The organism is Williamsia sp. R60, from assembly GCF_054063855.1.
Genome location: NZ_JBSSGR010000001.1, coordinates 165,679 through 186,982 on the forward strand (window position 1 = coordinate 165,679; position 21,304 = coordinate 186,982).

19 protein-coding genes are annotated in these 21,304 nt (G+C 62.8%); 11 read left to right on the forward strand and 8 right to left on the reverse strand.

What is annotated here, in order from left to right:
- Positions 1 to 44 precede the first annotated feature (44 nt).
- Positions 45 to 1,034: an ABC transporter substrate-binding protein gene (locus tag ACVWY6_RS00650; RefSeq protein WP_457535599.1), complete on the forward strand. Its 990-nt coding sequence runs from the start codon at positions 45 to 47 to the stop codon at positions 1,032 to 1,034.
- Here ACVWY6_RS00650 and ACVWY6_RS00655 read toward each other — a convergent pair.
- Both ACVWY6_RS00655 and ACVWY6_RS00660 read right to left on the reverse strand, forming a co-directional pair.
- On the reverse strand, positions 1,031 to 2,323 hold the full coding sequence (locus ACVWY6_RS00655) for an MFS transporter (RefSeq protein ID WP_457535600.1): 1,293 nt from the start codon (positions 2,321 to 2,323) through the stop codon (positions 1,031 to 1,033). The genes ACVWY6_RS00650 and ACVWY6_RS00655 overlap by 4 nt on opposite strands.
- Before the next feature lie 65 nt (positions 2,324 to 2,388).
- Positions 2,389 to 3,642: an FAD-dependent monooxygenase gene (locus tag ACVWY6_RS00660; RefSeq protein WP_457535602.1), complete on the reverse strand. Its 1,254-nt coding sequence runs from the start codon at positions 3,640 to 3,642 to the stop codon at positions 2,389 to 2,391.
- A gap of 85 nt (positions 3,643 to 3,727) precedes the next feature.
- Here ACVWY6_RS00660 and ACVWY6_RS00665 point away from each other — a divergent pair, with 85 nt between their 5' ends.
- Together ACVWY6_RS00665 and ACVWY6_RS00670 are read left to right on the forward strand one after the other, a co-directional pair.
- The gene (locus ACVWY6_RS00665; RefSeq protein ID WP_457535604.1) at positions 3,728 to 4,330 is read left to right on the forward strand and encodes a TetR/AcrR family transcriptional regulator; all 603 of its coding nucleotides are present in this window, start codon (positions 3,728 to 3,730) and stop codon (positions 4,328 to 4,330) included.
- Positions 4,331 to 4,997: 667 nt separating this feature from the next.
- Positions 4,998 to 5,357, forward strand: coding sequence for a YidH family protein (locus ACVWY6_RS00670; RefSeq protein WP_457535606.1), 360 nt, complete (start codon positions 4,998 to 5,000; stop codon positions 5,355 to 5,357).
- A gap of 75 nt (positions 5,358 to 5,432) precedes the next feature.
- Here ACVWY6_RS00670 and ACVWY6_RS00675 read toward each other — a convergent pair whose 3' ends face one another.
- A complete protein-coding gene (locus ACVWY6_RS00675) occupies positions 5,433 to 6,335 on the reverse strand; it encodes an HAD family hydrolase (protein WP_457535608.1) in 903 nt (300 codons plus the stop codon).
- A 229-nt stretch (positions 6,336 to 6,564) separates the two neighbouring features.
- Positions 6,565 to 7,005, reverse strand: a complete 441-nt coding sequence (locus ACVWY6_RS00680) for a DUF6325 family protein (protein WP_457535610.1) — start codon at positions 7,003 to 7,005, stop codon at positions 6,565 to 6,567.
- A 392-nt stretch (positions 7,006 to 7,397) separates the two neighbouring features.
- Between ACVWY6_RS00680 and ACVWY6_RS00685 the strand changes: the two genes are divergently transcribed.
- Positions 7,398 to 9,860, forward strand: coding sequence for a LuxR C-terminal-related transcriptional regulator (locus ACVWY6_RS00685; protein ID WP_457535611.1), 2,463 nt, complete (start codon positions 7,398 to 7,400; stop codon positions 9,858 to 9,860).
- A gap of 44 nt (positions 9,861 to 9,904) precedes the next feature.
- Here ACVWY6_RS00685 and ACVWY6_RS00690 read toward each other — a convergent pair whose 3' ends face one another.
- Positions 9,905 to 10,351, reverse strand: coding sequence for a hypothetical protein (locus ACVWY6_RS00690; RefSeq protein WP_457535612.1), 447 nt, complete (start codon positions 10,349 to 10,351; stop codon positions 9,905 to 9,907).
- 178 nt (positions 10,352 to 10,529) lie between these two features.
- Here ACVWY6_RS00690 and ACVWY6_RS00695 point away from each other — a divergent pair, with 178 nt between their 5' ends.
- From ACVWY6_RS00695 to ACVWY6_RS00720, 6 genes are all read left to right on the forward strand, one after another.
- Positions 10,530 to 10,913, forward strand: coding sequence for an SHOCT domain-containing protein (locus ACVWY6_RS00695; RefSeq protein ID WP_457535614.1), 384 nt, complete (start codon positions 10,530 to 10,532; stop codon positions 10,911 to 10,913).
- A 113-nt stretch (positions 10,914 to 11,026) separates the two neighbouring features.
- The gene (locus ACVWY6_RS00700) at positions 11,027 to 11,449 is read left to right on the forward strand and encodes a DUF7144 family membrane protein (RefSeq protein WP_457535616.1); all 423 of its coding nucleotides are present in this window, start codon (positions 11,027 to 11,029) and stop codon (positions 11,447 to 11,449) included.
- Between the two features lie 22 nt (positions 11,450 to 11,471).
- Positions 11,472 to 11,918, forward strand: a complete 447-nt coding sequence (locus tag ACVWY6_RS00705) for a DUF6325 family protein (RefSeq protein WP_457535617.1) — start codon at positions 11,472 to 11,474, stop codon at positions 11,916 to 11,918.
- Positions 11,919 to 11,943: 25 nt separating this feature from the next.
- A complete protein-coding gene (locus tag ACVWY6_RS00710) occupies positions 11,944 to 12,255 on the forward strand; it encodes an SHOCT domain-containing protein (RefSeq protein WP_457535618.1) in 312 nt (103 codons plus the stop codon).
- Positions 12,256 to 12,301: 46 nt separating this feature from the next.
- The gene (locus ACVWY6_RS00715) at positions 12,302 to 13,684 is read left to right on the forward strand and encodes a DUF2252 domain-containing protein (RefSeq protein ID WP_457535620.1); all 1,383 of its coding nucleotides are present in this window, start codon (positions 12,302 to 12,304) and stop codon (positions 13,682 to 13,684) included.
- Positions 13,681 to 14,247, forward strand: coding sequence for a hypothetical protein (locus ACVWY6_RS00720; RefSeq protein ID WP_051721892.1), 567 nt, complete (start codon positions 13,681 to 13,683; stop codon positions 14,245 to 14,247). Before ACVWY6_RS00715 ends, ACVWY6_RS00720 begins: the two co-directional genes overlap by 4 nt.
- Here ACVWY6_RS00720 and ACVWY6_RS00725 read toward each other — a convergent pair.
- The 3 genes from ACVWY6_RS00725 to ACVWY6_RS00735 are packed head-to-tail and all read right to left on the reverse strand — an operon-like array spanning position 14,237 to position 18,317.
- The gene (locus ACVWY6_RS00725) at positions 14,237 to 15,721 is read right to left on the reverse strand and encodes a hypothetical protein (RefSeq protein WP_457535621.1); all 1,485 of its coding nucleotides are present in this window, start codon (positions 15,719 to 15,721) and stop codon (positions 14,237 to 14,239) included. The genes ACVWY6_RS00720 and ACVWY6_RS00725 overlap by 11 nt on opposite strands.
- A gap of 20 nt (positions 15,722 to 15,741) precedes the next feature.
- Positions 15,742 to 16,965 carry a cation:proton antiporter gene (locus tag ACVWY6_RS00730; protein ID WP_457535623.1) on the reverse strand — a complete coding sequence of 408 codons (1,224 nt, stop codon included), beginning with the start codon at positions 16,963 to 16,965 and terminating at the stop codon, positions 15,742 to 15,744.
- Positions 16,966 to 17,012: 47 nt separating this feature from the next.
- Positions 17,013 to 18,317: a DUF1254 domain-containing protein gene (locus tag ACVWY6_RS00735; RefSeq protein WP_457535624.1), complete on the reverse strand. Its 1,305-nt coding sequence runs from the start codon at positions 18,315 to 18,317 to the stop codon at positions 17,013 to 17,015.
- A gap of 312 nt (positions 18,318 to 18,629) precedes the next feature.
- On the opposite strand from ACVWY6_RS00735, the gene clpB reads away from it, so the two are divergent.
- The gene (gene clpB / locus ACVWY6_RS00740; protein ID WP_457535626.1) at positions 18,630 to 21,179 is read left to right on the forward strand and encodes an ATP-dependent chaperone ClpB; all 2,550 of its coding nucleotides are present in this window, start codon (positions 18,630 to 18,632) and stop codon (positions 21,177 to 21,179) included.
- Positions 21,180 to 21,304 lie beyond the last annotated feature (125 nt).

Genomic DNA, 21,304 nt, shown 5'->3' on the forward strand with positions numbered 1-21,304 from the left:
CTCGAGAAGGTGGCTTTGGGATGTATGTGATGAATCGTCGGCAGATGTTGACGTTGACCTTGACCGCAGCAGCCGGCGTTGTGGTTGCCGGATGTTCGTCGAGCAGCGACTCAACCGATTCAGACGTCGCCGTATCCGCCGAGCCCGGCGCATTCCCGGTGACCATCGACCACGTCCACGGCTCGACGACCATCGAACAAGCCCCCAAACGCATCGCGGTGGTCGGAATCGGCGACGCGGACGTGCTCTTGTCGCTGGGGGTCATTCCTGTGTTGGTCCCGGTGTGGACCGGATCCACCGATGACGGAATCGGGCGGTGGGCCGAGCCTCGCGTGGCCGGCGCAGATCCCGAAGCGCTGGAGAACGCGACCTCTGACTTCAGTATCTCCGCAGTGGCAGCTGCGCAACCCGATCTCATTGTGGCAGTGAACAATGCGATCGACGCATCGACCTACGGGCAGTTGTCCGGTATAGCTCCGACGGTGTTGCATGCGGCCGATCAGACCGACTGGGTGTTGCCGTGGCAAGACGTCACCAACCGGATCGGCGCCGCCGTCGGGCTGCCCGGGGCTGCCGCGCAAGCAGTCGAGGACACCGAGAGCCTCATCGTCGAACGGCGCGAACAGAATCCGCAGTTCGTCGGGCGCACCGCCACCGTGGTCGCTCGGTGGGCCGATGGCAATCTTCGTGCGTACAGCCCTTCGTCCGCGCGTGCCCAATTGCTGACGGGATTGGGGTTTGTGCCACCCGTCGGGATCGCCGACAAGTTCGGTGACAATCTTTATGTCGACATCTCCGCGGAAAATGTCTCGTTGCTCGAGTGCGACCTGCTGTTGTTCGACAACTGGGAACGGGCAAGGGTTCAGATGGAGGCATCGCCGTTGTTCATGGGGCTGGATGTGGTGCGCTCGGGTGGGCTCGTCAAGCTGGATCCGATTGTCTCCGATGCGGTGTCGATGCCGAACCCGGTGACAATCCCGTTTGTTCTCGACGCCTTCGTCGACCAGATCAACGAGGCGCCGATCTGGACCTAGACGGCAATCGCTACCGGTCCGGCGTCAGGGTGACGCCGGTACCACAGCATGAGGCCGCCGACAGCGCCGGCCACCACCGCCGTCACGGCGCACCACACCAGCGCCGTCGCGAGGTCGGCCTCTGATGTCAGGTCGTACAGGCCTCCGACTCCCACGGAGGCGATCAGGCACCCGAGACCGGCGATGCTGTTGAGCATTCCGAAGTGCGCGCCCAGATTGTGCTCGCCAGCAAGGGCTGCGACGGTGTCGCGCATCGGGGGCACCATCAGCATCTGGCCGATGTGGAGCAGTGCAACCCATCCGGCGACCGCGGCGTATTGCCATGCGGTCTTGTGGGTGAGCCCGTCTGCGGCGGCAGGCACGAGGAATGACACTGCCATCACGGCGAGACCGCCGACCACCGACCGGGGATGGCCGAGGCGATGAACGAGCCGGACCACCGGTCGTTGCCAGACGATGACCATCAACGCTGCTGCGGCATAGAACCAGCCCAATGCGCTCTGGTTGCCGGCGATGCTCTCGAGTTCAGCGGGCAGCATCAGATACAACAAGCTGTACGCCGACAGCTGCGCCGCGCACAGTGCGGCGTAGGCAAGAAACACCTTGTGCGACAACACTGACCGCCACACCGCCCAGATCCGGCGGTCGGCTGGGGTGACCGATCCCGGCTGCATCGCGGACGTTGTCACAGTCGCGGGGAACCACCGAAAGAACGCAATCCACAACCCGGCGAAGAGCACCGCGGCCGAGCAGGTGGTCCACGCGAATGGCACGCCGAGCAAAGCTGCGCCCAGAAGCGGGCCGAGAACGGTCCCGGTGCGGCTGCACATCTGTTCGAGGCCGAACAGCTCGGTGCGGCGCATGATGTTCTGTCGCTCCAGCAGCGCACCGTAGCTGGCATTTGCCGCTTCGACCGCAGGCGCGAACAGGGCGGCCGCCAGCCCGATGAGCAGCACGCCGACAACAACTCCGACAAGGGATTCGGCGAAACCGACGGCGATGAACCCGACGATTCGCACGGCGATTCCGATGAGGACGATCCGCCTGACACCGAACCGGTCGGCAAGGCTGCCACCGACGAAGAACATTCCCTGCTGAGAAGCCATGCGCAGACCGAGAATCAGCCCGACGATCCATGCCGCAAAGCCGAGACCCTCGGAAAGGTGAACGGCGAGAAAGGGCACCACGAGATAGAAGCCGATGTTGAACAGCACCATCGATGCCAGCATCAAACGCACGGGAGCGGGCAACGCGGCCACCCGTCGCAGGCCCGCCGGCACACCGATCACCAAAGCACCTGCATCTCGCTCTCGATGTCGCCCAATCCAGAGGCGCCCAGGCGGTACGCCGCGATCTATTCTCCCAATGTGCTCTTGAGCTTGTGCACCAGGGCCGGTTCGCGGCGCTCGGACAGCGGTGCCATACGGTCGGGAATCAGGCCGGCAACGGGTGGATGCCAATCCTGCGTTCGTCTGAGTTGCGCCCGTAGCGCCGACGGTGGCGTGTTCTGCAGCAGTAGGTTTCGAATGGCCGTGCGGCCACGGCCGCGGACGTGCGCGAGTGTCCCAAGTCGTCGGGATCGTCTGGCGAGAGCCTGGGTCCGTGGTCGGCGTGCCTCGTCGTAGCTGTCCAGAATCGAATTGATGGTGCGCTCATCGGGATTGGCGGCCGAGGCAATGAGGGACAGGAGTGCAGCGAGCGTTGCTGCGTCTTCCATCGCCTGACCGCCTCCCTGGCCGAGATTGGGTGTCATGGCGTGCGCGGCATCACCCAGCAGGACGCAGCGGCCATGTCGGTACGACGGAAGATCGCCGGCGAGTTCGTCGATGGGGAGAAACGAGATGGTTTCGGGATCGGTGGTGTCTATCAGCTCGGGAACGGGGGAGTGCCAGGTGCCGAACAGTCGCTTCAGTTCGGCGTACTCGTCCGATGCAGACTGCGATCGTCGCCGCGGCATGGTCGCGACACCGAACCAGTAGACGCGACCGTCGGCCATCGGCGCGATTCCGAAACGCGTTTGCTCTCCCCAGGTTTCGCCTGCTTCGCCCCGCAAGTCGACCGCCGCGGACGTGACACCGCGCCAAGCGCTGTAACCGGCGTAGCGGACGCCGGGGTCTTCGGCCCAACGAGCACGGACGTTGCTGAAGAGCCCATCGGCCACCACCACCAGGTCGAAGTGGTGTTCGCTCGACAAACCGGGCGCCTCGCGTACGAGTACGGTTCCATCTGATCGCACACTGATGACCTCCGTCGAACACCGGATAGTTCCAGGCTGCACACGGGCAAGCAACATGGTGTGCAGATCGGTGCGATGCACGATCCGCAAGTCGGTGACGGCATCAGGCGGGACGGTGGCCAACCAACGCCCATCGGGTCGTCGTTGCCCGCTGCGATAGGTCGCAGCATGTGGCGACGTGATCACCTCGAACTGCTGTCGGAGGCCCAGGGATTCGAGTGCCCGAAGTCCGTTGCCGAAGACCGACAGTCCCGACCCGCCTGCGCGAACCCGGTCCGAGCGTTCGAACACGGTGACGTCGGCACCGTAGCGCTGTAGTCCGACGGATACGCACAATCCGCCGATGCCGGCGCCCACCACTGCGACCTTCATGATTCCTCCTACTACACCTGTAGTGCGCCTGTTCGGCCGACTCTACAGGCGTAGAGGATCTATGCAACAGTTGTAGAGTCATTGCATGACATCGGGAACGGGCGGCCAGTCGAGGGCCGGCGTCATCGCCGATACGGCCATCAGTTTGATTGCGGCCCAGGGGCTGCGCGGGCTGACCCATCGCGCTGTGGACTCGACCGCGGGAATACCTCAAGGCTCCACGTCGTACTACGCGCCGACGCGGCAGGCGCTTCTCGGCCTCGCCGCGAGCCGGCTGGCGCAGCGCAGCGGGGCAGACTCCGGCAGCAGTCTGCACGGCCTCGAGACCTCGGTGCCGGATGGCGCTGGTGACCGGATCGGCGCGCTCACCGCCGCGGCCACCCAAATGATGGACTCACTCGTCGGCCGACCGGTGGACATGCGCGCACGCTATGCGCTGCTGATCGAGTTACCGGCGGACGACGAACTACACCGCGCACTGTCAAGTGAGTCCGCTGTGCAGGCGGGCGCCGCGGCCGCCATCGAACTGGGTCTGTCCCGCTTCGGTGTGAGCGAGCCCGGGGAACGTACACGTGAACTCATGCGGCTCATCGACTCCCTCGTCTTCACCCAGATCGCGACCCCGTCTCCGGACGCTCGACGAGAAGCGGTCGGGGCGCTGGCTGCCTATCTACGTGGAATCACTTGACGATGTTGTCGATGGCCACATCGGCAAAGTCTGGTTGACGACGGCGCGCGAATATGCGGGATTGCCGCCGGCAGAATCGAAATCGATCCAGCAGGCTGTGCAGTTCTCCAGGTCTTGTTCGTTGATTCCATCCCTCGGCGACCGCTTACGCCCATTTCGACGGCGCGGCAATCGCGATGTGCATTTCCGGTAAGTTCTCTTGAGCCACCATGGCCGTGTACAGCGGTGGCTGCACACGGCCATGGATCAGCTGGTCAATGCCCTGGGGCGAGACGCGGAAAACGGCCTAGGCATCACTGCCGGTGACAATGGTTTCCGCGAAATCCCACAGCGCATTGTCGATGGACTCGATGAAATAGAAGATTGCAGACAACATTTTGGTCCTTCCCGACCCTGAATTATTTTATCCCGGTGATGCAGTGAAACGAGATTGATATCTCTGTATCAGAGATATCACAATTGTGGTTGCGGTCACAAGGGTGCGCAATCTGCGACACAGAATGCTGACGGCAACAGGCGGATGCCGTGCGAACCCGGAGTGTCATTTCGTTCGGACGGATGCCGGGGTCCACATGCTGCGACGAGTCGGTTCCTACATGTCCAGGGGGTGTGCGGGCGCGGGTGAGACCATTGACAGAGAAATCGATCGAACAGAGGTGATGCGGTCATGAGTGGCCCAGAGCAAGAACACACTCCGCCGGGTGCGGTAGACGCCCGCTTCACCCTGGCTGCCGAGCGGACGATGCTGGCGTGGGTTCGGACGTCGCTCGGCCTGATCGCTGCCGGCGTGGCGGTGGTCAATGTTCTTCCGGGGTTTTCGTCGTCGGCGATCCGTGCGGCAATCGGAATCGGCCTGGTTGCGATGGGTTTGTTGTCAGCAGTTGTAGGTGGATTGCGTTGGCGGAAAACCCAGATCGCGCTTCGTGCGGGAGGTCCGATGCCGGGGCCGGCTCCGATCTGGATGATCATTTGCCTGCTGGTGATCCTGTCCATCACCGTGCTGGTTGCGGTAGTCGCCGATCCGTGATCCACGTGGACCTATCCGCGAACGACCCGGCACGACGGTGTCATCGTCCGTTCTCGACCGCGCCGCTACATGAGTTCAAGCCCTTTTCGGACCGTATACGGTGTTCCAATCGTCCTTGATGCTGACAATGGTCCATCCGAGTTGTTCGCCGCGTGTGACCGATTTCTCGGCGTTCGAGGAGTAAGCGAACTCGCGCTTGTCGTCGTCATGAATGACAAGCAAGGCGAATCTGGCGGCCTCTAGCATTTCTATGTCCACGTCGGCGTTCCCGGCGGCGAAAACGGGGAGACGCCCGGTCTGGGCGAAGATGTGTTCCGGCTTCCCCGGGCCGATATCGAGACCGCCGAGACTGTGTTCGGTACGGAGGATCGCGCCGTCCGTGTACCGGTAGTCAGCGGCCGTGCCGATGACGTTCTCCTTGTAGATGCCCCATGTTTCTTCAGCGAAGACACGCATGAAGTCGCGTCCGCCACCCGAACAGACGAATATGCGAAAGTCGTTGGCTCTCAGATAATCGAAAAGCTCGAGCATCGGTGCGTAGATCAATTCCACGTATGGCACCCCGAACTTGGGCTGCTTCGCCGTTTTGAGCCAAGCGCGGACTTGTGCGTCGAATTCTTCTGGGCTGGTCCCGGCCCACGACCTTGCGAACGCTGCGAGCAGGGTCTCGATCACCTCGGGATCCTGTGCGCCGAGACGAGCGAAGAAGGCGGTGTCGTTCTCGACGAGAGCTTTGTACGGTTGCCTAATGGCGAGCGAATGGTCTGCCGCAACCTCTTCGCTCCATATGCGGAAGACAAAATCGAATTGTGGTGGTAGCGGTTGTTCGGACCAAAGGGTGCCGTCGTTGTCGAACGCGGCGATCCGGTCTCGCTTGGGAACAAAATCCCCTCCCGGAGTCACTGCTGCAGTCACGAAATCGATGATGGCTCGTTTGACCGCTCCATCGGTCCAGCTCTGCAAGATCGTCTCGGTCATGTCGACTCGGAATCTCTTCTCTGCGCTCGCGTCTCAGATAGCCGAATCAGTGGCAGCGGGGCGAGTCGGCGCATCTTGGAGTGAGCCTGAAGAACGAGCGTTAAATGCCCGGCGGCGTTCGATAGCACCGTTGACGACCCCTGCTGGGTCGGCCGGTGGCAATTGGCTTCGAACAACGGGGTGGCCGATGACCGCGCGACGGTGGATCCGCCCAGGACGGGGGGCCATGTCATCTCTCCCCGGGAGGATCTGCGTTGAGAGTGGCAATGATGGCAGGGGCGGAAATCCGTCCTTGGGCGACAATTTGCGCGCCTATCTCGCATGTGGTGTCAGAAACGGGGACAACGGCGGTGTGTTCCCAGACGATGACCCCGGCGGTGGCCCCGGGCCTCACCGCCATTGCCAGATTTGTGATGTCGTCGAAAGCCAGTATCTCGGCCAGCGTGCGGTTGACGGGTGTGAGCTCAGGCTGATCGAGCTCCTCGAACTCGATCACGTCGATCTCGCCGGCCACAGATTTGACGATGATGAGCAGATCCAACACTCGAACGACATCCCGTCTGACCAACTCGGCTATGGAAGACGCCAGGGCGGAATCGAATTCATGGCGGCCATCTGAGAATTCGACTACCAGGTAGTCGACAGGACCCAGCTCGGATTGGTGTTGCAAATCTCCCGACCTCCTTGGCTGGGGCCCGAATTCGTCAGCGTGAGTAACGATTCCTGAAAGGCTTTCAACAGATACTCGCCAACCGGTTGAGCGGTGTCGTCACCCAAAGCGGATGAACAGTCGACACCCCGTTGCCGAATGTGCTGCACTAGCGGGTGGTGCAGAAAGGTCGCCGAGGAAAGGGTCGGGCGATGGCGAACGACTTCACGGGTGTTCTGACGCTGAAGACTTCTCAACCGGAATTGCCCCCGCGGTTTCTTCAGCGGCCCCGTCTCGATTTAAAGTTGTCGACCGGATCGACACGTGCGGTCACCCTGGTCTGTGCCGGCGCCGGATACGGGAAGACGTTGGCGGTCACAGCGTGGGTCCGAGGGGGACACCAACCTGGTCCGGTGGCGTGGTTGACGACCACGAAGTCATATACCGCGCGGGGGTTCTGGACCGACGTGCTGGACTGTTTGCGTATCTCCGGCGTCCTCCCCGAAACGGGTCCGCTTTGGGAGATTGCGCCGGGCACGAAGTTCGGGGCTCCCGAACTGAACCGCATCCTCGAGGCTTTGACCCGGCTGCCGACGCCGGTCGTGCTTGTACTGGACGATTTCCATCATGTGACGGATGTCGAGGTACTCGATTTCATGAGTCGCGTTGTCGAGCAACAGATTCCGCAACTGCACTTGGTCATCGTGACTCGAGCAGAACCGCGCCTTCGGCTGTCACGGTTACGACTTGCCAATCAGATCACCGAGATCAGCGCCGAGGACCTCGCATTCACGGTTGCCGAAGCGCGTGAGGTGTGCGCATTGAGCGGACATCCGTTGGCGGCACACGACCTGGTGCAGCTGCTGGATCGAACTCAGGGATGGCCGGCGGGAGTCCGTCTGGCACTTCTCAATCTGAGCGATCCAGGGACGAAGGTCGACACCGGGCTGGGGAGTTTCGGCGGCAACAACCACATGGTCGCGGAATATTTGCTCGAGGAGGTCTTGGATCAACTGCCCGCGGGTGATCGACGTTTTCTTCTTGCAACCAGTGTTGCGGACCAGCTGACCGCAGACCTGGCGCGGCACCTGACGGGGCGTTCCGACAGCCAACTGGTGCTGGAGACGCTGGTGGCGCGGAATGCGCTCACCGTGCGCCTGGCCGATCGTCCGAATTGGTTTCGTTACCACCCACTGCTGCTCGAGCTTTTGCGCGACAGACTCGCAGCTGAGAACCCAGATGGCGCGATCGAGTTGAACAAATTGGCTGCCGAGTGGTTTACAACCGAAGACGAAATGACCGTCGCCATCCGGCACTACTCCCTCGCAGGCGATTGGGAGGCCGTCCTGCGCGTTCTCGGTGGCGCTGCATTGCCGTTGATGCTGTCGGCGCAGGCGTCGTCGCTGACATCCGCGCTGTCGTTGGCCGATGAAGAGGCAAGGCGGCGGCCATCGGTGCCCACATTGCTTGCGGCGATGGTGTGCGCGTACCACGAACACGACTTCGAGTCGATGTCGCAACACGCCGAGGGTGCCGCTCAGTTGCTCGACGAGGCCGAGGATCAGGAACCCGCTGCGGTGATACTGATCGCGATCGCCCGGATGGTCCATGCGAGAACATTCGCTCCCATGAACATTGTGGAGGCGTCCAGTCATCTCATGGATCTAGCCGAAGGTATGCCGCGACAACATATCCCGTCTGCTCCGGGTTATGCACTCATTGCCTTCAACAACCGTGCCATCGGCATGGTGCTCGAGGGTCGCTTTGGCGAGGCGTGTGCCGATCTGACGAGGGCCCGGTCAAAGGCGGAACGAGCAGGAATGGGCTTGATGGCAATGGGCGCCACGTCGTACCTGGCGCTCGCCCACGCCATGGTCGGCGATGTGCACAGTGCGGGCTCCCTCACGACGAGCATCATGGATTTGGCGGAACGACGGGGTTGGCTCAATGAACCGCAACTGCTTGCCGCGGTCGCGGCTGAGGCGCTGGTCAACATCCAGTTGAACGATCTCGACCATGCGCAGGACTGTATCGACTCGCCATTGTCGTCGGTTCCCCTTCCCAACACCGATATCGGTAGCCGAGTGATGATTCGAATTGCGGCTGTGGCCGTGGCGACTTTGGGTGGCGACCTTGCCGAGGCGTACGGGAGGCTCAGGCGCCTCCTCGCCGAGCAAAACAGCATGGGGGCGCTGACGGACCTGCTCACCCGATGGTCTCGGGTGGCGCACGCTGACGTGCTTCTTCTGACCGGACAGCCGGAGGGCGTTCTCGCGATGATCGAAGATCCCGGCGATTCAGTCGATTTCGCGTCGGCGCTCGAACGCATCTCGCGTGCAAAAGCGCTTCTGGCACTGGCGGACCCAGATCGAGCGATCGCAGCACTCGGTCCGGCGCACAGATTCGATGGCTACCGCGTTCAGGCAACCGAGGCCGCGATCCTCGAGTCGATTGCGAGGCTGCGGCTTCATCACGACGTCGCAGCCATTGCCCGGTTCGCAGACGCGTTGGCGTTGGCGGAACCGGCCGGCCTGATCGCGCCGTTCGTCAATGCCGGAACACAGATCGCAACTCAGCTGCACCGCCAAGAACATCTGGACAAGAACTACGGTGGCTTCCTTTCCGATATCGCCCTGAACCTGCAACCTCCGGTCGGTCCCTCGCCGATGCAGCAGGCCGGTGTTCCTGTGCTCACCGAACGTGAAATGGCCGTCCTTCAGTACCTACCCACTGTGTTGCGAGCATCAGACATCGCAGTTGACCTCTTCATATCGGTCAACACCGTGAAAACCCACATGCGCGGGATCTACAACAAACTGAGCGTCAACAATCGTCGCGAAGCGGTGGAGCGAGCCCGGCAACACCAACTGCTGTAGTAGCAACTTCGGCAGATGCATATCCCGCGGGGCGTCGATGGGGATCACAGCGTTCGCGGCCGACCAGACGGTTGATCGTTGGTGCGCGCCGGTGAATAGGGTCCCGTCAGTTGGTCGGTGTCTTCGTGGCGTGCGGCAACTTCCAGGGTGGTATCGCTCACCATCAGCAGGATGACGGTCGGGTGTTTGCCGAGGCGCTTGACTTCGTTGATGCCGGCTGGGCGGCGTTCGACCATGTCATCGGTCGCTACGTGGACGGTCCTGACCAGCAATGGTGCTTCTGTCCACACGAGAACGTCGCGAACCCAATATCCATAACCGCGCCTCCATTTCGAGGTCATCCCGACGTGCTCACCAGCTCTGACCCGCACCGCGCCACGGAACGCGCCCTGTCGTCGCGTCAACCATCGTTTACGCGCCAACAGGGCGACGAGGAATGCAACGAGAACCATGAGGTTGACGCCGAGCATGGCGAGAAGAGCGACCAGCACACCAGACCTCCACGACACGCGCCCCGCCATCAAATGGCGATTCCATGTCCGATCCAATTCGGAACCGGAGATCACCGCATCACCCAGGTCGGGTGAGGCGGCGCCAGGAACCCGGTGCCACCATGATCGAACTCGACTCCGGCCCGGGGCCGTCCGAATACAAGAAAGCGGTCCAGCTATGTGGGATTCATTTTGGGACTTCATCTGGTACACGATCGTGATCTTCGCTTTCGTGGCGTACCTGATGATCTTCTTCAACGTTCTGGTCGATCTGTTCCGTGACCACAAGACCTCCGGATGGGCCAAAGCGGCATGGATTCTGTTCTTGGTCGTGATCCCATATCTGGCGTTGTTCGTCTACCTCATAGTTCGCGGTAGCGGCATGGCCGAGCGTGCGGCGGCCTCGCAAGAGGCTGCGCAGCAACAGGCTGATTCCTACATCAGACAGGTCGCCGGGACGTCACCGGCGGACCAGATCGCAACTGCCAAAGGGCTCTTCGACAACGGGAGCATCGATCGATCTGAGTTCGATCAGTTGAAGAGCAAAGCGCTGAGCGCCTAGCGCGTCACGGCCGTCCTCGATTGAACATGCACTCATCCGAAAAGGATGAGAGCTCCCAAAGGTGCTCTGAGCACACTCAGTTGACGGGTTCGCACTTCATTGGAGGAATTACGATGACATCGACCGATCGAAGGACCGCCGCCGATTACGAGCAGCACCCGGTGAGGCAAGGTCTGGCCGGAGGCACCACGTTCGCAGCTTCGATCCTGCTCTTCGTCGTCTCATTGTTGGCGGTGTTGCAGGGCATTTCGGCGCTGGCGAAGGACGACATCTTCGTCGCAGGGCCTGAGTACACCTACAAGTTCGATCTCACCACCTGGGGCTGGATCGTCCTCATTCTGGGGATCATCGGGTTGGCGATCTCGGTCGGAATGATGACTGGCGCCACATGGGCGAGATTCGCAGCGGTTGTCATCGCGGGTCTGTCGATCGTCTCGAACTTCCTTTGGCTGCCCTACTACCCGTGGTGGTCCATTCTTGTCATCGCCCTGGACGTGGTGGTCATCTGGGCAGTGACCACCTGGCGGACCGATTAGTCGAGACTCAGGAGGAGGATTCATGGTGACCGAACCACACGACGGCGATCTGGGACCGATCGACTACCTGGTCGTCGAGTTCCCAGCAGACGCCAGACCCGACGGCACAGCATTCTCACTACTGTTGGATATGGTCGACCGCGGATTGATCCGGGTGATGGACCTGACCTTCGTCCGCAAGGAACTCGACGGTTCTGTGGTGGGTGTGTCGCTTGACGACTTCGGTCTCGATGGCGCAGTCGACATCACAGTGTTTGCCGGTGCAGCATCCGGACTGATCGACGACGCCGATCTGACCGAGGCGGCCTCGATCCTGGATCCGGGCTGTTCGGGCGTGGTTCTGATCTACGAAAACCGATGGGCTGCACCGTTTGCGGCTGCGCTGCGCCGTGGCGGAGCGCAGCTCGTCGGCTCCGGTCGCATACCCACCCAGGCGCTTCTGGCGTCTCTTGACGCGCTCGACGCCTGATTCACCAGTTGGAAGGAACCAGACAATGCCCGGACTTCTCCGCGGAGTCGCACGGACCGCAATCGTCGCCGGAACGGCGACATCGGTGTCGAACAGGGTGTCGCGCCGTCAAAGCCAGCGCTGGGCGGCACAAGAACAGCAACAAACGCCTGCGCCACTCGCCAACCCAGCCCCGCAATATGCAACCCCTCCGCAGTACGCGCCGCCGTCAGCAGCGCCCTCTGCGCAGGGTGTCGACCGCATCGGGGCCTTGCGAGACCTCGGTGAACTGAGGGCCCAGGGCGTACTCACCGACACCGAGTTCGAGGCCGAGAAGGCGAAGATCCTGGCTTCGTGAGGAGTCTGCTGCCCATTTGAGACGAGTATCTGATGAGACGGTTGCGATGACATTGACAGTGGACGAGTCGAATCCGGTGGACGCACCGGCGCCTGAACACGAAACCGCAGGTCGTATGTCGCGTCTGCGCGTCCCGCGCCGGGAGCTGGGGGAGTGGGCCCCGTCAACCCGCGGCCACGACGCGCTGCGGACCATTCTGGCGCAGAGCGATATTCGCGCTCCAGATCTGCTGCCGATTCGGCATGGGCGCATGAGTCATTCGCCGTGGACGTACTATCGGGGCGCGGCAGCGGTGATGGCGAACGACCTCGCATCCACCCCGCACACAGGCATCATGGTTCAGATGTGCGGCGATGCACATGTATTGAACTACGGTATGTGGACTTCGCCCGAGCGAAACCTGATATTTGATCTGCGTGACTTCGACGAGACCTTGCCTGGTCCGTTCGAGTGGGATCTCAAGAGATTCCTGGCGAGCCTGATCGTGCTGGCGCGTGACAACGGGATACCGGAAACGCTCGGGCACAAAGCGGTACGCGCCGGTTATCGTAACTACCGCAGGCACATTCGCGAGTACTCCGCCATGCCTCAGATCGATGTCTGGTACGACCGCATCGATGTTGACCAGTTGTTGGCGTATGCCAAGAAGGACACCGAGGCCGACGTCGACGCGATCATCGAGAGCAAGGCCAAGAAGCGGACGAGCCGGGGGGTGTCGGTGAAGCTGCTCGCTGATGTCGATGGCCGGCGGGTGATCACCGAGGACCCGCCGTACCGAACCCACCGGCTCGGCGACGCCGCCGAGGAAGTGCTGCGCGAGGTGATGGGCAGGTACCACGAGTCGATACCTGATCACCTGCAGAATCTGCTGACCCGCTACGACGCGGTGGACGCCGTCCGGCAGGTTGTTGGTGTCGGCAGTGTGGGTATGCGTGTGTTCTTGACCCTGCTCGAGGAGCGGCGCAGCGGTGACCCGCTGTTCTTGCAGGTCAAGCAGGCGGGCCCGTCGGTCTACGAACCGTTCCTGGGCAAGAGTAAGTACGAGAATCACGGTGCCCGGGTGGTGCACGGGCAGCGGTTGATCCAGAGCGCCACAGACATGTTCGTCGGCTGGACTTCATTTCTGGATATGGACTTCTACGTTCGCCAATTCCGCGACGGCAAGGTCATCCCGAAGGGCGAGGGGGTGGCTCCACAGCTGGCGCAGTTCGCGGCGGCCTGCGGTCATGTTCTTGCTCGGGCACATGCTCGTAGTGGCGATGCAGCTGCGATCGCCGACTACCTCGGGCGCAGTGACAAAGTCGAGGAAGCGATGGTGGCGTTCTCGACTTCGTATGCCGATCAGAACGCGACCGACCACGCGCAACTTGCAAAGGCGATCGAGAATGGAGACGTTCTCGCTGAACGGGGTTGGCCGGACATTCCGTGAACGACCCCGGGTGGCTGACCTCATTGATTCGGCAGGACGGCGGTAGACGCCTACCGCCAGAGCGCGCCGCGCGTCGGGTCTCGGCGTTTGCCTACGGCAACATCCTCGTACTGTCGGTGGTGGTCGTCTCCGACACGCATTCGGTGGAGGAGCGGTTGGCGGCGTGGCTCGTTCTCGGAACCACTGTCTCGACCTTCGCCGCGCACATCTTCGCCGAATGGCTGTCCCACGGCGTGACGGCCCGGCGCGAGGGCGAGGGTGAAGGGCCACAGAAGCCACTGGACATGCGAGCAGTTCTGCGTGACGCGGTGCCGATCATCACCTCGGGCACGCTGCCCTTCATCATTCTGTTTGTCGGATCGTTTGATGTGATCGGGCTGTTCGACCCTCCTGGGGCACAACTGTGTGCTGCCGGAGTCATCATCTTTCGGATCGCGGTACTCGGGTTGGTCGTCGAACGGCTGCAGTCCAAAGACGTGTCATGGCGAACGATCGCATCAGGAGTTGTTGTAGCCGTCGTGGCGACGATCATCACGATCATCAAAGTGGTTCTCACGCATTAGGAACCGACGATTCGGCCGGTTGTCGAGTGTCGGTGTGCGGTTCGTAGCCGACGGCCGGCCGCGCCACGAGCTCCACGACGATGAGTGCGACCACGGCGACCATGACCGTCACCAACACGACCAGGCCTGACGGGTAGTCCCAGAACACGAGGACCACGATCGCGGCGGCGACGATGGCCAGTCGCAGCGGCAGTCGATATGCCGCCACGTAGGACTCGATCACGTGTGGAGGGCGGGTGGAGCTTCCCCTTGCGGAGGTGATGCCCTTCGAGAATCCGGCCCGAAGAGCCTGGGCCGACCGGGAGGGCCCGCTCAAGTAGCAGGCCAACGCGATGACGATCGCCAACACCGCTACCGCACGTAGGGTTGTGCGCAACGGGACGAGAAGGGCGTCGATCAGGACTTCGGCCGAGGACTCAGACAGCACGTCGGCCGGTACCGCATCGAGATAGAGCGCGCGGCCGACACTGATCGAAATCGCCAGCAGAACCATCGCTGCCGCGAGGGTCACGCCGAAGAGCGAAAAAGCCCGTCGACGCTCACCTTTCGGGGCAGCCCATACTGCGGCCACACCTATGAGCAGAGTCAGCCACGGCAGGACGGTGGATGCTTTGTCGAGCGCGGAAACCGCGTTCTGCGCCTTGACGAGGTCAGGCGACCGGAATATCACGAACGACTTGTCGACGTCGGGGATGTTGTCCGCAAATGCGAAGCCTCGATCCTGCAGTCTGCTGCGAACGTTCTCGACAATCGGCTTCAGCGAAATACTGACCGTGCCGGAATCGTCGACAACTACAGCTGCCCGGTTTACGCCGGTCAGTACGGCCACCAGGGTCTCATGGGCCCGTTTGTTGGCCTGGGTCCACAGCGTTTCGAACTGGTCTGAAGCCAGCAGAGATCGAACGGTCTGATCGATGAAGGACTGCGCCTGCTGGGTGAGCACCGGTGCCAGTCCGACCACGGCAGGCGGCACGTCGGGGGCGTTCGCTGTGAGGGCCTTCAGGGCGTCGCTGGTGACCGTCGCAATGTTGGCGCGCTCCATGATCGCCGTGGTGATCTGGGTTGCCAGCTCGGTCTGAAGTGTGTCGCTCTGGGCCAGCGGCCTCACTGTCTCGACATAGCGGTCCGTGTCGAGTACTTCGCTGCGCGCGAACCGGGCGAGCACGGCCGAGAACGCAAGTACGGCAACGATCACGAGCAGCAGGGCTGTGGCGGTCCATCGCAGCCCCCGATGTCCGGTGGACTTCTGGACCGGGGCGGGTAGCCCATCGACTGCGTCGCGTCGACCTTCCGCGACTTGGCGGCGCAAGCGCTCGAGTTCGGCCCGCTCGGAAGTGTCCAGGGGTTCATCAACTTTGGGAGCCACCATGATCAGCCTCATATCGTCAAGTGGTGCGCCGATGACGACTGCAGGCGCGCGCTTGTCACCTTCCGGCAGGAGCGTCGGGTGCGCATCACCCCAATCGGATGACATCTGAACCCCTGCGAACCGACCTACGCGCTGGGATCGGGCCGGGGATGGCGGTGACACCACGTCGAATAGCGAGTGGCCAGCGGTGCGGCCGAGACCCCGTGTGCGAGAACGGATAGTCCGATGGTGATGATCGCGGTTGTCAGCAGCACGTCCTGGTGCGGAAGGTTGTCGGTCTCCTCGACAATCAGGATCGCGAAGACGATGGTGGCGAGGCCGCGTGGACCGAACCAACCGATGAACGCGACGGTCGGGACCCTTTCGTGCATGCCGATGAGTGAGATGGCGACCGGCGCGATCCGCACGACGGTCAGACTGAGAACTGCGTAGATGACCACCTGCCACGACAGGTGACCGAGGGCCGGTGACAGCAGCACCGCACCGAAAACGATGAAGGTGATGGCATTGAAGAGGTCACCGAGCTCCTCGATGAGATGAGAAACCTCCCCACCCGCTCGCTTGCGGATCGCTCCGAACACGAGGCCGCCGACGAACGCCGCGATGAAGCCCGAACCCCCGAGCGGGACGGCGACCGTATAGGCGAGAGCGGCGGCGGACACGGGGACGATCTGTGCCCACAACGGTTCCACTGCCAGCCGGCGGCCGGCGACGATCAGGATTGCCGCCGCGATCACCCCGGCACCGATACCCGCCAGGGTGCCGTACCCGATCTGTTCGATGACGAGTCTGGCTGCGGCGCCGTCGCCGATCGCGCCCGACTCGGCTTGCGCGATCGCGAGGACGATCAGGAACAACGGTACGCAGATGCCGTCATTCAGCCCGCTCTCGACGTTGAGACCCTGGCGTACCCGTGTCGGCAGCCCCGGGAGTGTCACCACGGCCTTCCCGAGCGCGGCGTCGGTAGGCGCGAGTATCACGGCGAGGAGCAGCGCCTCAGGAACGCCGAGGTCGGGAAACATCAGCAACGCGACACCGAGCCCGGCGGCGATGGTGAGTGGTAGCCCGACTCCGAGTAGGCGGGCTGGCACCGAGATCTGGTGACGCAGTGCAGACAGGTCCACGCGTGAAGCATCGACGAACAGAACCAGTGCGAGTGTCACCTCGGCGAGCAGTTTGACGGTCTCGCTCGCGGTTTCCACATCGATCAGCCCGGCACCGTGCGTGCCGAAGATCAGACCGGCGGCGGTGAAGACGATCGGAGCCGAAATCGGGGTGCCCGCGATGCGTCCGGAGATCGCCGCGAAGGCAAGGAGGACCCCGGCGATCACGGGAAGTGCCCACGTCATGTTTCCGCCTTCGGCGCTCCGCGGCCCACGCCGTCAACCAGGTGACGTCAAGCCTTGACCAAGGCCGGTGCGTGCCAGCGGCCGTCGAGGGCTTCGGGTTTGGGCGCGTAGAGGCGCATGGTGACGCCCAGCTCACCGTGTGGGGCCGGTAGCCAATTCGCTTCGTGTTCGGGCCCTGGGTTGGTGTGCTGAAGGTAGAGATCGAGCGACCCGTCGCTGCTGTACACCAGGTCGTCGCGGTCGCCCAACGCGAAGCGATTGAGCTCGTTGGCGACTTGAAACCCCTCCGCGTCATACATGGTCACCGACCAGAACGCGTAAACCGGCGGGAGTTCGTCTGCGTCGAAATGTAGAACGTAGTTGCGTTCGCCCGACACCGTGTCGCCGTCCGCATCCTCGCCGAGTAGGGGATACGTCGCGTCTTCCGCCGGATTGGCGCCGAGTCCGAGGAGCGCGACGACGGCGCGTTTCAAGTAGTAGTTTCCGTAGACACCCATGGTGTCGGTGAAGGCAATCCAACCGTTGACCTTGGTGCCGAGGGTGGACAGGGCCCCGAACATGTCGCTGAGCGCGGCCTTTGCCCCGGTTTCGAGTGCGGCGCGCTCGTCACCGCTCAGGGCGTCCGGGTTGAAGTCCTCTCCAGGGACCAGACCGAGACCGGCTGTCCGCGACACAATCGAAACGTCGGTGAGGTGCGGCGGGTTGGTCTTCATGATCTCCGCCGCACGGGTGAAGAACTCGATGGCGCTCATGGTGTTCACGATCGTCATCGGTTCCCTCTCGTCGAGATCGGGATCCACGGGATGATCAGGTGTGGCGGCCAGAGGCGTGAGGGTGAAGCCGTCCTGAACCTTGTTCACGGCCGGGTAGTCAGCGGGCCCGTTCGTCTGGGTGCGACCGATGATCCACACATACGGTGTCGGAGCGACGATTCGGGGCAGGCCGGCAGGTAGATCACCGGTGTGGTGCGGCCCGACGATCACCCATTCTTGCTCTGCGGTGCCGGTGGTCCGTTTGCCCGGGTTCGCGAAGACATCGGTCCACATGTCGAGCATCGGCAGCATGTAGTAACGATCGTCGGTGTCGGGGACGTTGAGCTTGACTGGGCCGGCCGTGAGGTCGAGCCAGGCGCTCGAGTACAAGGTGTCGAAGTTCGGCCGCACCACCACACGAAACTCCGCGGACGGAAATGTCCGCATATGGTGAAAAGTGTTGGCCGGTCCCAAACCGGGTTTGGCGTCCGCCTCCACATTGATCATTTGCTGACGGGTCACATCCATGATCACCAGCGGATAGAAGTAGACGTAGGCTTCGTAACTCAGGGTCTGAACATCACTCGACAACGTGCTCATCGGTTTCCTCTTCGTCGCATCTGTCTCGGCACCGGCCCGGGTCTGCGTCAGGACACCGCGACGCCATCTCCGACCCACGTTCTGAGCATCCGGCTGCGGTCTGAGCGGCGCCTCATCTGAATCGGGTGAACGTCGCAAGGGTCTGCGTTCACCGCGCGGCATGAGTCGTCGGCCGACTGCTGGGTCATGTGTGGCAATGCGACGAAATTTTCTAGTTGAGCGGAATAGACTCAACTCTCGGTGCGTTACACCTTCTGAACGGGCACACTAGGAGCCCGTACCTGCTTGTTATTACCGAAGGAAGGTGCACGAGTGGACAGTTTCAACCCCACCACCAAGACGCAGGCCGCATTGTCGGCCGCGGTGCAGGCGGCAGCCGCCGCAGGCAACCCCGATGTCCGACCGGCACACGTGCTCGTCGCGCTGCTCGATCAGTCCGACGGGATCGCTGCGCCGCTGCTCAAGGCGGTCGGCGTTGATCCCGCTCAGGCGCGTACTGCCGCCCAACAGCTGGTCGACCGACTGCCGAAGGCATCCGGCGCCAGCTCAACCCCGCAACTCAGTCGCGAGTCGATCGCGGCTGTCTCGGCGGCCCAGCAGCTCGCCGGCGAATTGAGCGATGAGTACGTCTCCACCGAACATCTGGTCGTCGGGCTGGCGACCGGTGACTCCGACGTCGCGAAGTTGCTCGCCAACCTGGGCGCCACTCCGCAATCGCTGCGCGATGCGTTTGTGGCCGTGCGCGGCAACGCCCGCGTCACCACCGCCGATCCAGAAGGCACATACCAGGCGCTGGAGAAGTACTCCACCGACCTGACCGCCGCCGCACGCGAAGGCAAGCTCGATCCGGTCATCGGCCGCGACACCGAGATCCGTCGTGTGGTGCAGGTCCTCAGCCGCCGTACCAAGAACAACCCTGTTCTGATCGGTGAGCCCGGCGTGGGCAAGACCGCCATCGTCGAGGGGCTCGCCCAGCGCATCATCGCCGGCGACGTCCCCGAGAGTCTGCGCGGCAAAACCGTTGTGTCCCTGGACATGGGGTCGATGGTCGCCGGTGCGAAGTATCGCGGCGAGTTCGAAGAGCGGCTGAAGGCCGTTTTAGAAGAGATCAAAGGTTCTGCGGGCCAGGTCATCACGTTCATCGATGAGCTGCACACCATCGTCGGCGCCGGTGCCACCGGCGAGGGCGCCATGGACGCGGGCAACATGATCAAGCCGATGCTGGCACGCGGTGAGCTGCGGCTCGTGGGTGCCACCACGCTGAGCGAATATCGCCAGTACATCGAGAAGGACGCCGCTCTCGAACGCCGGTTCCAGCAGGTGTACGTGGGAGAACCGTCGGTCGAAGACGCCATCGGCATCTTGCGTGGGCTCAAAGAGCGCTACGAGGTGCACCATGGTGTTCGGATCACGGACTCCGCACTGGTTGCCGCCGCCACCCTGAGTGACCGCTACATCACGGCACGGTTCTTGCCCGACAAGGCAATCGACCTCGTGGACGAAGCGGCATCGCGTCTGCGCATGGAGATCGACTCCCGTCCGGTCGAGATCGACGAAGTCGAGCGGGTTGTCCGTCGACTAGAGGTCGAGGAGGTCGCGCTCGCCAAGGAAACCGATGAGGCTTCCAAGGTGCGCCTGGACAAACTGCGGCAGGAACTCGCCGATCACCGTGAAAAGCTGAATGAGCTCTCCGCGCGTTGGCAGGGCGAGAAGCAGGCCATCGACGCGGTGCGAGATCTCAAGGAACGTTTGGAGCACCTCCGTGGTGAATCCGAGCGCGCCGAGCGAGACGGAGATCTGGGGCGTGCAGCAGAGCTGCGATACGGCCAGATCCCTTCGCTGGAAAAGGAACTCGCCGCCGCTGCCGCCAAGTCAGGTGCGGTCAACGGTGATGTGATGCTGCAGGAAGAGGTCGGCCCCGACGATGTGGCGCAGGTCGTCTCAGCGTGGACCGGTATTCCGGCCGGCCGCATGCTCGAAGGCGAGACCGCCAAGTTGCTGCGGATGGAAGACGAACTCGGATCGCGGGTCGTCGGCCAGAAGCAGGCCATCGAAGCGGTGTCGGACGCGGTTCGTCGTGCTCGGGCCGGTGTGGCCGATCCGAACCGTCCGCTCGGATCGTTTCTGTTCCTCGGCCCCACGGGTGTCGGCAAAACCGAGCTCGCCAAGGCGCTGGCTGAGTTCTTGTTCGACGACGAACGTGCGATGGTGCGCATCGACATGAGTGAGTACGGCGAAAAGCACAGTGTCGCAAGGCTCGTGGGTGCGCCTCCGGGATATGTCGGCTACGAGTCCGGCGGCCAGTTGACCGAAGCGGTTCGGCGTCGCCCGTACACGGTGGTGCTGTTCGACGAGGTCGAGAAGGCCCACCCCGACGTGTTCGACGTGTTGCTGCAGGTGCTCGACGAAGGACGGTTGACGGACGGTCAAGGCCGCACGGTCGACTTCCGGAACACCATCTTGGTCCTCACGTCGAACCTCGGTGCAGGCGGGAACAAGGACCAGGTCATGGCGGCGGTGCGCTCGGCGTTCAAGCCCGAGTTCATCAACCGGCTCGATGACGTGGTGGTGTTCGACTCGCTCACCGAGGAGCAGCTGGTGTCCATCGTCGACATCCAGCTGGGCCAGTTGCAGAAGCGGCTCGCACAGCGTCGACTGCATCTGGAGGTCTCGGACAACGCCAAGAAGTGGCTCGGCACACGCGGTTTCGATCCGCTGTACGGTGCGCGACCACTGCGTCGACTGGTTCAGCAGGCCATCGGCGACCAGCTCGCGAGGGCTCTGCTCTCCAGCGACATCACCGACGGCGACGTGGTGCCCGTGAACACCAGCGCCGACGGCGAGACGTTGGTCCTGGGCTGATCTGGCCCGCCAGATGACACAAGAACCCCTGCACCACACAGGTGCAGGGGTTCTTGCTGTCCGCAGGTGCTGCAACGCCTGCAGCTGGATGAAACACCTGCACGCCTGCGCCGCGGGGACGACAG